Source organism: Sorangium aterium (assembly GCF_028368935.1).
Classification (GTDB): Bacteria; Myxococcota_A; Polyangia; order Polyangiales; family Polyangiaceae; genus Sorangium; species Sorangium atrum.
This window is the reverse complement of the sequence record NZ_JAQNDK010000004.1, coordinates 890,667-902,315: the sequence shown is the minus strand read 5'-3', so window position 1 is coordinate 902,315 and position 11,649 is coordinate 890,667. Positions and strand designations below refer to the sequence as shown.

Sequence of the window (11,649 nt, the reverse complement as noted above, 5' to 3'; positions counted from 1 at the left end):
CCCGGCGTGACGCGACAGGTGCGCGCATGTAAACAATCCGGAGCGGCCGCTTCGGCCGAGGTTTACGCGCGGCGCAGGCTGCGCAGGGCGGCCGTGCATCGATGTTCGTGAGGAGCCCCACGCAGGAGGCGACGTCGGTGATGGGAGCGCTTCAGGGCGCGGCGGGCTCTCCCCGCGGAGCGCGCAGGGCGACCGCGCGAGCACCTTTGTCAGGGCGGCAGATCGTGGGCGCGGTCACTTGCCTTGACGAGCGTGCCCGACAGGGAGGTCCGGGCCGACGCAGCCGCAGCCGCACTCGTCGGAGAAGAGCGCCTCTCCCGGCGCGCAGATGAAGTCGACGAGGTGGCAGTACTCCGGATCGTGAGAGATGTAGCGGACGTCCGGATCCGCGGCGTCGGGGCAGGTCTCCGGCGCGGGGCCGACGCAGCCACAGCCGCACTCGCCGCCGAAGAGCCTCTCGGGCGGCGAGCAAGCGAAGTCGATGAGCGCGCACTCGTTCTGATCGTGAGAGACGTAACGGACGCCCGGAGCGCCCGGGTCCGGGCACGCGGGAGGCGGCTCCTCGTCGATGCAGCCGCAGCCGCACCCTGGTTGGGTCATCAGCCGCTGTCCCTCCGCGCAGACGAAGTCGATGAGCGCGCACTCGTCCGGATCTTGAGAGACGTAGTGGACGCCAGGATCGCTCGGATCCGGGCACGCGGGAGGCGGCTCCTCGTCGATGCAGCCGCAGCCGCACCCCGGCGCGTTCATCAGCGTCTGTCCCTCCGCGCAGACGAAGTCGATGAGCGCGCACTCGTCCGGATCTTGAGAGACGTAGTGGACGCCAGGATCGCTCGGATCCGGGCACGCCCCGCCCCCGCCGCCCGTGGGAGGTTTACAGCCGGACATTCCTACGATCGAAGAGGCCGCAAGAAGCAACAAGGCACAGGCTCGCATGTTGGTCTCCATATCTTTCTCGTGTGGGTTGGGAGATGCACTCCCCCTCGAGGCCCGTCTCGAGCCTCCCGGAGGAGCAGAGAGCTGGAATCGACTCAGGGAGCGCCGGCCACGAAGAGCGTCACCGCCCGCCGGAAGACCTCCGGTGAAGAGACCTCGATCAGCGCCACTTCCTCGCCGCGCGCGGCGGCCTCGGTCGGCCGGTACACCACGCGGAGCTCTCCGGCGCTCCCCGCCTCGAGGACCACGGGAGCCGCCGTTCCCTCGAGGCTGTACTCGGGGGCCGGGGCGCGCAGCGCGATCCTGTCGATCGCGAGCGGCGCGCCGCAGGAGTGCGCGAGCGCGACGGCGCTGCTGGACATCGCGCCGACGGCCGCCTCGGGCAGGGCGAGCTCCCGCTCGACCTCGAAGCAGCCTGCGAGCGGGCGAGGCGACGGCTCGAGGGCGCCGCGCCCGGCGATGAGGTCGACCGGCTCGGAGCGCAGCGCGCCGCGCCGGGCCTGGAGGCGCACCTCGTCCCCCCGGAGGCCGTCGATGTCGAGCGCGAAGCTGCCGTCGGCCGCGACCGGCGCGACGACCGGAGGCGCGGTCCCATCGAGGTTCACCGCCCAGACCACGTCGGCGTCGGTCACGCTCCCGGGCGCGCCGGTGAGCTCCAGCGGGGCGCCGTCGCACTCGTCGCACACAGCGCCGACGACGTCGCCGGCGAGCGCCGGCGGCCGCTCGAAGGGCGGCTCCGGGATGGGGTTCACCCCGCACCCGGCGACGCAAGCGACGAGAAGGACCGCAAGCCAGCGCATCACGACGCTCCTCTGTTCAAGAGTCGCGCCAATGCGGTCCGCGGCATTCCGCGGAAATCGTGGCCCCTTGTTGTACCATGTTGTACCATATTGTACCGATGGTACACCACGGCATTGCGCCAGGAGCCGTGGTCGATGGCCGTTACGAGGTCGTGCGCGCGCTCGGGCGCGGCGGGCTCGCCTCGGTCTACGAGGCGCGCGACCGGCTCTTCGATCGCGACGTCGCGATGAAATCGCTGAGCTTCGGCTCCGCGGGCGCGCTCGAGGCGTTCCGGCGGGAGTTCTCGCTGCTCTCGGCCTGCGCTCACCCGCGCCTCCCGCGCGCGTACGACTTCGCCCGGACGACGTCCGGCGGCGCGCCGGGCCAGCCGCTCACGTACGCCACGACGGAGCTCATCCGGGGCCGGACGCTGGCCGAGCACGCGCGGGGGCGCGCCTTCCGCGCGGCCCTGCCCGTCCTGCTCGACGCGCTCGACGCGCTCGGGTGGCTCCACGGCGCCGGCATCGTCCACGGCGACTTCAAGCCCGAGAACGTCCTCGTGAGGGACGACGGCGCGGGCGTGCTCATCGATCTCAGCGCGGCGCGGAGGATGCGCGCGGACGCGGGGGACCTGTCGGGGACGGCGCGGTTCTTCGCGCCAGAGCTCCTCCGGGGGGCCCCGCCGAGCGCGCGCACCGATCTCTTCGCCGTGGGGCGGACGCTCGAGGCCCTGTTCCCGCTCCTCTCCGGCGCGCCGCCCGCCGCCGTTCGCCGCCTCGCCGGGCGGCTCACCGCGGACGATCCGGCCAGCCGCCCCTCGGGGATCGAGGAGGTCCTCGAGGCCCTCTCCGCCGGCGGCCTGCCGCGGCGCGCGCCCGCCGTCGTGAGCGAGCCGGGCGAGATCGTGGGCCGGGAGCGCGAGGTCGAGGCGTTCGGCGCGGCGCTCGAGGCGCTGCTCCGCGGCGAGCGCGGGCCGCGCGCGGTGATCGTCACGGGCGAGGAAGGCGCGGGCAAATCGCGGCTGTTCCGCGAGCTCAAGTGGCGCGCGCAGCTCAGCGCGCAGGTCGTCGAGGGCGCGCCCCGCGGCGACGATCCCCTGCGCGCGCTGCTGGTCCGGGCGCTCGGCGGCGCGCCGCTACCGGCCGGCGTCGACGCGCTGCTCGGGGCCCGCGGCGAGCTCGCGGGGGCGCGCGGGCGCGAGGGCGAGGCGGCGCGCGCCCCGCGTGATTCGCGCGACCCGGCTGATTTGCGCGCCCCGCGTGACTCGCGCGACGTGCGTAATTTGCACGCGTTGCCCGCGCCGCGCCGGCCGCGCGTGCTCGCGATCGACGACGCGCACAGGCTGGGCGCGCACGACCGGGCGCTGCTCGAGGCGCTCGTTCGATCGGCCGAGCCGACCGACGCCGTCCTCTGGCTGATCGCCTCCGCAGAGCGCCTCGACGTGGGCGGCGGCGCGGTCGTCGAGCTCCCGCTGGGACCGCTCGGGGAAGATGCGGTCCGGGTCTGGACCGCGCCCCTCGCCACGGCGGCGCGCACGTCGGATCTCTTGCGCGCGAGCGGCGGCCGCCCGCGCGCGCTCAAGGAGCTCTGCGCCGCGCTGGCGCAGCGCAGTTTGAGCGAGGCGGAGCTCGACAGGTTCGTCCACACGACGGGCACCCCGGAGCTCTGGCGCCGGCGCGTGGCGGCGCTCGACCGCGGCGAGGCGCGCGCCCTCGCGGCGCTCGCGGTCGCCGATCCGCTCGGGCCCGAGGCCGCCGCCGCGCTCGGCGTGGGGCGCGCGGCGCTCGACGCGCTCGAGGCCGCGGGGCTCGCGCGGCTCGACGGCGAGGGGTTCCGCCTCGGTCAGGCCGGGCAAGCGAGGGCGCTCCTGCCCTGGCTCGACGCGGGCGCCGTGCGCGAGGTCGCGGCCGCGATGGCGGCCCACCTCGCCGGCGCCGACGAGGCGGCCCTCGCCCCGGCGCTCCGCAGCCAGCGCGCGGCGGACCGGGCGAGGGCGCTCGTGCTCGCGGGCGACCACGAGGCGGCGCGGCGGGCGCTCGCCGCTTCCGGGCCGATGCTCGAGTGGGCGCCGCGCGCCTGGGTGCGCGCGGCGGACGCCGCCTGCGAGGTCCTGCCGGCGCCGAGGACGCTCGTGGCCGCGGCGTCCGCGATCGAGGCCGCCGGCGACCCGCGGCGCGCGCTCTCGCTGCTCGCGCGGGCGAGGCGCGCGGGGCCGCCCGCCGACGTCGGCGCGGAGCTCTCGTACCGGGCGGCGCGCTGCTACGAGAAGCTCGGCAAGGTCGAGCGGGCGCTCTGGCAGCTCGGGCGCGCGCGGGCCCTCGCGCCCGGGCCCTGGGGCGGGCGGCTCGCGAGCCTCTCCGCGCGCTGCCTGCTGCGCCTCGGCCGCTACGACGAGGCCCGGCGCGAGGCGGAGGGGGCGCTCGCGGCGCTCGGATCACGCGAGGTCGCCCGCGCGCTCGCGAGCGGCGGGGCGCGCGAGGCCGCCGCGGAGCTCGCGAGCGGCGAGGCGCGCGAGACCGCCGCGGAGCTCGCCGAGACGCTGGGCCTCGCGCTCGGGTACCTGAGCGACCAGGCCGGGGCGCTCCAGAGCCTGGCGCGCGCCGTCGCGCTGCGGCCGGCGTCGGGCTCGCCCCGCGCCCGCGCCCGCACGCTCAGCTACCACGCGCTCCACGCCTACCGCGCCGGCGACGCGGCCCTCGCGGCGCGCGGGTTCCAGGAGGCGCTCGACCTGGCCGAGGCCGAGGGCCTCGGCGACCTGCTCGCGACGGCCGCGCTCAACCTGGGGACGGCGAGGCACCAGCTCGGCGACTGGGGCGCGGCGCTGCGCTGCTACGAGCGCGGGCTCCGGGCGGCGATCGCCTTCGCCAAGGAGCGGACCGAGGCGACCCTGCGCTTCAACCTCGCCAAGATCCACGCGGACGTCGGCCTCCTGGAGCGCGCCGAGCTCGCCGTCGCGCGGATGCGAGCGCCCGAGGGCCCGAGGGCCCCCGAGGAGATCGCCGTGGCGGCGCTCGGGCTCGCCGCGGAGATCGCCGCCGCGCGCGGCGCGCTCGGCGAGGCGGCGCGGCTGCTCGAGGAGGCCCGCGCCGGCCACGCGGCGCGCGGCTCGAAGCGCGAGGCGTGCGAGGCGGTGATCCACGCCGCGGAGGTCGCGCTCGCGGCGCGGGACAGGGCCGCGGCGAGCGCGCGGCTGGCCGAGGCCGCGGCGCTGCTCCGGGAGGCCGACGCGGCGGATCTCGCGCTGCGCCACGCGACGGCGGGCGCGGAGCTCGCGCTGGCCCGCGGCGACACGGACGCCGCCCTCGCGGAGGTGCAGCGGGGCGCGGGCCTCGTGGCGAGGGTCTCGCAGCTCGAGCTCCACGCGAAGCACGAGGAGGCGTCCGCCGAGGTGCTCCGCCTCCGGTCGGCGACGGCGCTGGCGGAGCGGCACCGCACGGCCGCGCTCGAGTGCTGGGAGCGCATCGGGAGCACGCTCCCCGCCGAGCTCGCCGAGGTCTTCTGGCGGCACCCCCGGCGGGCCGCGCTCCGCGGCGGGCCCGCGCCGCCGGGGGCCCGCATGGAGCTCGTGCTGAAGCTGCTCGAGGTGAACCGGCGCCTGAGCTCGACGCTCGACGCGGAGGAGGTGCTGCGCCTCGCCATGGACGCGGCCATCGAGCTGACGGGCGCCGAGCGGGGCTTCGTGATCCTGACGTCGCCGTCGCTGGAAGCGGAAGGCCACGCGAAGGGCAAGCTCGAGGTCGCGGTCGCGCGGAACCTCGATCGCGAGCGCGTCGGCAAGAGCCAGCTCAAGTTCAGCCACGGGATCGCGAAGCGGGTGGTCGAGCGCGGGGAGGCGGTGCTCACGGTCGACGCGCTGGCCGACGAGCGGTTCCACGGGAACGCGTCCGTGCACGGCCTGCGGCTCCGGTCGATCGTGTGCGTGCCGATCCGCGCGCACGGGGCGGTGCTCGGCGCCGTCTACCTCGACAACCGGTTCCAGCGCGGCAAGTTCGCGGAGGGCGACGCGGATCTGCTCGGCGCGTTCGCGGACCAGATCGCGGTCGCGCTGCACAACGGCAGGCTGATGGCCGAGCTCCGGGACCGCACGCGGGCCCTGGAGGAGGAGCAGCGGCGCGTCGCGGAGCTCATGCGCTCGCAGGCCGACGAGATCGAGCGGCTCTCGCACGAGCTCGAGCGGACGCGGGCGGACGCGCGCCGCGACTTCCCGGAGATCGCGGGGAGGAGCGCGCCGATGCGCGCCGTGCTCGCGCTCTGCGAGCGCGTCGCGGAGAGCGACGTGACCGTGACGGTGACCGGCGAGAGCGGCACCGGCAAGGAGCTCGTCGCGCGCGCGATCCACGCGGGCGGGCCCCGGCGGGACGGGCCGTTCGTGGCGGTCAACTGCGCCGCGCTGCCCGAGGCGCTGCTCGAGTCGGAGCTCTTCGGCCACGTGAAGGGCGCGTTCACGGGCGCGGTCCGCGAGCACGGCGGGCTGTTCGTCTCGGCGCGGGGCGGGACGCTGTTCCTCGACGAGCTCGGGGAGGTGCCGCTCGGCGTGCAGGCGAAGCTGCTCCGCGCGCTGCAGGAGCGCTCGATCCGCCCGGTGGGGTCGGACCGGAGCGTCTCGGTGGCCGACGTGCGGGTCGTCTGCGCGACGAACCGGGATCTGCGGGAGGAGGTCGCCCGGGGGCGCTTCCGCGAGGATCTCTACTACCGGATCAGCGTCATCGAGATCCGCTTGCCGCCGCTGCGCGACCGGCCGGACGACATCCCGGCGATCGCGCAGGCGATCGTCGAGAAGCTCGCGGCGCGCCAGGGCCGCCCGGCGTTCCGGCTGTCCCGGGGCGCGCTCCGGCGGCTCTCGTCGTACGGCTGGCCCGGCAACGTGCGGCAGCTCGAGAACGTGCTCTCGCGCGCGTGCGTGCTCTCGCCGGGCCCGGAGATCGGCGCCGCCGACATCCAGCTGCCGGCGGCGGCGCCCGCGCCGCGTGGCCGGTCGCGCGCCGAGCACCAGGGCGCCGAGGAGGAGCGGATCCGCGCCGCGCTCGAGCTCTCCCGCTGGAACGTGTGCGAGGTGTCGAGGAGCCTCGGGATCCCGAGGATGACGCTGTACCGGAAGCTCGCCCGCTATGGGCTCTTGCGGAAGGAGTGAGGGTCAGGCCAGCGTGAGCAGGGCGCCAGCGACCATCAGCCCCACCCCGAGCGCGAGCTTCCAGGTGATGGGCTCGCCGAGGGCGACCGCCGCGAGCGCGATGGTGAACGCGAGGCTCAGCTTGTCGATGGGCGCGACGCGGGACGCCGGGCCGAGCTTCAGGGCCTGGAAGTACGCGAGCCAGGAGGCGCCCGTGGCGAGGCCCGACAGGGCGAGGAACACGGCGGTGCGGGCGCTGATCTTGGCGATCTCGCGGTGATGGCCGGCAGCGAAGACGATCCCCCAGGCAAAGACGAGGATCACGACGGTCCGGACCGCCGTCGCGAGGGTGGATGGGACGCCCTCTACGCCGATCTTGGCCAAGATCGCGGTCGCGGCCGCGAAAACGGCGGAGAGGAGCGCGTAGATCCACCAGGTTGCCATCGTTTCCCTCCGGTGTTCCCGCTCAGCGATGCCTCCAGGAGGTGCCGCTCCCCACGTCGACGTCGAGGCGCCGTTCGCCGGGGGAGAGGGGCCTAATCCCAGACGCGCACGACCATGAGCCCCAGGTTCGACCGCTTCCCCGCGGCCACGATGCGGCCGTCGCGCTGGACGGCGACGGCGTAGAGGTAGTTCTGGTCCGGATGGTCGTCGAGCACGACGGCGCCCGAGGTGCCGAATCCGGCGTCCATCGTGCCGTCCGGCAGGAGCCGCAGGATCGAGGCCGTGATGCCCGAAGCCCCGGTGCCTCCCGCGACCGCGCCGAGGATCTTGCCGTCGGCCTGGAGGGCGACACCATAGCCCCGCACATAGGGCTTCTCTTCGCCGCTCGCGTTCACCATGCCGGTCCCGCCGAACGTCGTGTCCGCCGAGCCGTCCGCGTTGAAGCGCGCGAAGGCATAGTGGTTCACGCCGTCGAGCGCATATCCGATCAGGATCGGCTTGCCGTCGCTCCCGAGGGCGAGGTCGTTATCGTTGTACGGCGTCTGCGAGAGATAGGCGATGCCGCCCATTCCGAAGTCGGGATCGAGCGCCCCGTCGCGATCGAGCCGCACCGCGAGGAAGGTCGGGCCCGCGTCCCGCTCGGTCCCTCCTGCGACGATCTGCCCGTCCTCTCCGAGCGCGACCGAGTGCAGCGGGCGGTTCTCGAACGAGACGAGGCCCGAGCCGCCGAAGTCGCGATCGACATCGCCCATGGAAGAGAACCGCACGACGATGCCGCGGTTGCCCGGCTTCCCGACGCCGGCGGCGATGATCCCGCCGTCGCTCTGGACGGCGGCGTCGAAGCCCTCGGAGCCGCTGATCGAGGCAGGATCGAGCCTCGCGACCCCGCTGGCGCCAAAGGCCTGATCGATCCCGCCGCTCGCGTTGAATCGGACCACCGTGAGCTGGTCCTTCCGCGTCCCCACGGCCAGGATGCGCCCGTCCGGCTGGAGAGCGAGCGACTCGACCGTTCCTTCCTGGCCGACGACGAGGCCCGCTGTGCCGAACTCCGGATCGAGCACGCCGCCCGGCAGGAAGCGCATGAGCCCCCAGGTCTCTCCGTCGTTGCCGGCGACGAGGATCTTGCCGTCTTCCTGGACGACGATGGCGCGCGCCTCGTGGGGCGTTCCGCTGGTCGCGATTCCATCGCCATCAAACGACTGATCGAGCGTCCCCGGTGGATCGGCGACGAGGAGGGAGAGCGGCACCACCTGGTCCTCCTGCCCGGGCGCGCTGGCCACGAGCGAGGGCGCGGCGCCGCCGACCGTGGCAAGCGGCTCCGCGGCCAGCGTGAGCACGCCGGTGGCCTCGCCGTCCGAGACCACGATCGGGCTCGCCGAAACGCCGCTCGGCAGGCCCGACAGCGAGAGCGCGACGTCGCCCGCGAAGTCGCCCGAGCGGGTGATGGCGACGGTAAGCGACGTCGAGCCGCCGCGCACAACGCGCGCCGCCGCCGGGTCGAGCGCGATCGAGAAGCCCACCTGGGGCGCCCCGCCGCCGCTGCCGTGCGCGGACACCTCGCCGCCCCCGCCTCCGCCCGACGCGGCGGCGCCACCGGCGCCGCCCTCACCGCCGGCCCCGTCGCGCGAGACGTCGTGAATGCCGAGGATGCCCTGGCAGCCGAGCGCGAGACAGGCCGCGGCCGCCCCGGCGAGGAAGGCCGCGCGCGCGAGCCGGACGCCCCGGGCTGGCCGGGGCAGCGCGCTCCTCTGCACGAGCGGCGCGAGCGGGAGGATCATGCCGGCAGGCTACCACGTCGGCCCCCCGCAGGACGCAGCGCCTCGACGGCGCCGGAAGTCACGCGCTCGGAGACGAGACGCTCTCCACCTGCTGCGCGAGGTCATTCCACTCGGAGTACGCAAACCGATAGGGCTCGACGGACAGGCCCTTCAGGAATCGGACGATCGATCGCGCCACGGCGTCGACCTCATCGCGCGGCGCCATCGGGTGAGAACGCCATGCACGGAACCGCTCGACCACCTCCCGAGGCTCGAAGGGCAGACACCGCGAGTTCGGGCTTGGGTCGGGATCCGGATAGGAGGTCAGCACCTCGATCTCCTGCCGCAGGAGATCGAGCGCCCCGCAAGGATCGGCCTGCTCCAGCAGGCGCGCATAATCCCGATAAGGGGTGTGGTGCGACGGGCTCAGCCGCAGGGCCTTCTCGTAGTAGAACCGCGCCCGATCCGGATTGCCCAGCCGATCGCGGTACAGGTTCCCGAGCCTGCCGTACGCCTCGACCGTCCCCGGATAGAACCGCTTGACGTCGTAGTAATCCGGGTGGGAGGAGTACGAGTTCCTCGGGGAGAAATCGGGCTCGAGCTCGGCGAAGCGCGCGTAGTGCCGCGCGGCCTGCTCATGAGCGCCCCGGCGCTCATAGAGCTCTCCCAGGTAGAAATGATTGACCGCGTAGAGGCGCGGGTCGTGATAGGCCCGCGAGACGTTGTCCAGATATCGCTCCTTCAGAGGCGCGCGCGGCATGACCTGAGCCGCTCCGCCCCGCCCCCGCGTCATGAGCGTCTCTGCCAGGTCGAACGAGCGGAGGAGATGGCGCTCCGCCTGGTCCGATTCGTGATAATGCCACAGGAACTGGCTGCTGATGATGTAGGCCCCCAGCGGGTGGATGCCGTCCTCGTCCATGAACGGATCCGCGTGTCGATAGGGGGCCTCGGGCTGGAACGAAGGCGCGATCTCGTCCCACCAGCGCTCGAGCTGGCGAAGCGACGTGAGCGCGCGCTCCAGTGACATGTTCAGGCTTCGCTCGGAGTACCAATGGTAGATATCGTACGGCATGCGCAGGAAGTCGACGGCCTGCGTGAGCGCGGCGCGCTCCTCGCTGGACAGCGATCGTCGCCTGGTCACGTCGTACTCGACGCGAGCGAGCCCCGGGTGCGCCCACCGGATCTGCTCCTCTTCCTCCTCCCGGAGCTCGGTCTGCAGAAGGTCGATCACGACGTCGATGTTCTCCCGGTTCGGCTCGTCGTCCTCGGCCTCGCGGGCGGCCTGCAGGACGGGGATGAACCGGGCCCAGCAAGCTCTGGTGTCGTATACGCACCAGGCCGCATGGAACCGGACCAGCGGAGACGGAGACCGCAGCGCGCGCTCGTAGAGCGACGCGATCCGGTCATCGAGCGCGGCTTCACTTCGCGACGCCTCCGCGAGGAACACGAGCGGTTCCGCCGTGCGGGCCAGCTCGCGGTCAGCCAGGTCGATCAGCTCATCGCGGGTGTACTGCGAGAGCGCCTCCCTGCCGAGCCGCGTGACCGCATCCTGAGCCATGAACCAGGGATTCAACCACAGAGGACACGGCGGACACAGGCGCTTCCTTGGTACGCCATGCCCGGGCGTCCGCCACTCCCGGACGGCCCACCGCGCCGCGAACACCCGCTACACCTGTACATCCGTTCAATGATCTGCTAGCCGATCGGCATGCGCTCCCGCAAGGCCGCCGCCGCCGTCGTCGTCGAAGAGCTGCCGTCCGCCGAGGAACCCATCGACGCGATCCCGCCCGACGACACCGCGGCGGACGAGCCGATCTCCGCCGTCCGGGAGCCGCTCGCGCTCGATCTCATCTGCATCGACTGCGGCAGCAGCGGCGGCGCCTACGACGGCTGCGCGCACCGCGAGCGCGCCCGCTTCCACGCGCCGCCGCGGGCAGCGCTGGAGCTCGTCGCGCGCCTGCGCCGGGCCGCCGCCGAGCACCGCGCCGCCGCCCGCGCCCTCCGCGCCCTGGTCACCGCCGAGCATGCGCGCGGTCGCGCCGAGATCGAGCGGGCGGATCCGGTCGAAGCGCCGCAGCCCGAGGCGGCGCCGGAACCCCCCTCGCCTCCCCGGCTCGAGATCGCGGCGCCGGAGCCGCCCGCTCCGCCGCCGGTCGTCTGCCCGCGCTGCGCCGAGCGGACCGAGGGCGAGCCGACGGAGGCCGGGGCGCCGCCGCGCCGGCCAAAGCGCAAGGGGCGGGTGGTCCTCGAACAGCAGGCGTTTCTCTTTTCGAGCCATTCCGAGCAAGGATCGCCGCACTCCGAGCAAGAGTCGCCTCACGGGACCTGAGCCGCGACCAGGGCGCTGCCGAAGGAATCGGAGACCCGGGATCGGCGTTAGGCTGCGCCGATGTCCCCGAGCCCATCCCGAGCTCCTCGCTTGCGCGCCGGAGGCGGCGTCCTGGCCGCCGCGCTGCTCTGGCAACTCGCCTGCACGGGAGGAGCTCCACCCGGAACTCCGCCCGTGACCGGAGCGCGCCGGCCACTCGCGCCGCCTCGGCAGGAAGACTCGACACCACCGCGCCCGCGGCCCGCGGAGCGCCAGAGGACGCCGGCGCCCGCGCCAGGGCCAGCCCCGGGTGA

Annotated in this window: 7 protein-coding genes; 2 read left to right on the top strand and 5 right to left on the bottom strand. The window is 74.3% G+C overall.

The genetic code is table 11. The features are described from left to right. Nucleotides 1-234: 234 nt before the first annotated feature. Nucleotides 235-888: a hypothetical protein gene (locus tag POL72_RS34825; RefSeq protein WP_272101104.1), complete on the bottom strand. Its 654-nt coding sequence runs from the start codon at nucleotides 886-888 to the stop codon at nucleotides 235-237. Between the two features lie 143 nt (nucleotides 889-1,031). Further along, nucleotides 1,032-1,736 carry a hypothetical protein gene (locus tag POL72_RS34820; RefSeq protein ID WP_272101103.1) on the bottom strand — a complete coding sequence of 235 codons (705 nt, stop codon included), beginning with the start codon at nucleotides 1,734-1,736 and terminating at the stop codon, nucleotides 1,032-1,034. Nucleotides 1,737-1,864: 128 nt separating this feature from the next. Here POL72_RS34820 and POL72_RS34815 point away from each other — a divergent pair, with 128 nt between their 5' ends. Beyond that, the gene (locus POL72_RS34815; protein WP_272101102.1) at nucleotides 1,865-6,847 is read left to right on the top strand and encodes a sigma 54-interacting transcriptional regulator; all 4,983 of its coding nucleotides are present in this window, start codon (nucleotides 1,865-1,867) and stop codon (nucleotides 6,845-6,847) included. A gap of 3 nt (nucleotides 6,848-6,850) precedes the next feature. On the opposite strand, the gene POL72_RS34810 is transcribed toward POL72_RS34815, so the two are convergent. The 3 genes from POL72_RS34810 to POL72_RS34800 all read right to left on the bottom strand — a co-directional run bounded on the left by POL72_RS34810 (nucleotide 6,851) and on the right by POL72_RS34800 (nucleotide 10,585). Beyond that, nucleotides 6,851-7,270, bottom strand: a complete 420-nt coding sequence (locus POL72_RS34810; protein WP_272101101.1) for an EamA family transporter — start codon at nucleotides 7,268-7,270, stop codon at nucleotides 6,851-6,853. A gap of 92 nt (nucleotides 7,271-7,362) precedes the next feature. Then, nucleotides 7,363-9,048, bottom strand: a complete 1,686-nt coding sequence (locus POL72_RS34805; RefSeq protein ID WP_272101100.1) for an NHL repeat-containing protein — start codon at nucleotides 9,046-9,048, stop codon at nucleotides 7,363-7,365. A 58-nt stretch (nucleotides 9,049-9,106) separates the two neighbouring features. Beyond that, the gene (locus POL72_RS34800; protein ID WP_272101099.1) at nucleotides 9,107-10,585 is read right to left on the bottom strand and encodes a tetratricopeptide repeat protein; all 1,479 of its coding nucleotides are present in this window, start codon (nucleotides 10,583-10,585) and stop codon (nucleotides 9,107-9,109) included. Nucleotides 10,586-10,735: 150 nt separating this feature from the next. Here POL72_RS34800 and POL72_RS34795 point away from each other — a divergent pair, with 150 nt between their 5' ends. Further along, a complete protein-coding gene (locus POL72_RS34795; protein ID WP_272101098.1) occupies nucleotides 10,736-11,356 on the top strand; it encodes a hypothetical protein in 621 nt (206 codons plus the stop codon). The last annotated feature ends 293 nt before the right edge of the window (nucleotides 11,357-11,649 follow it).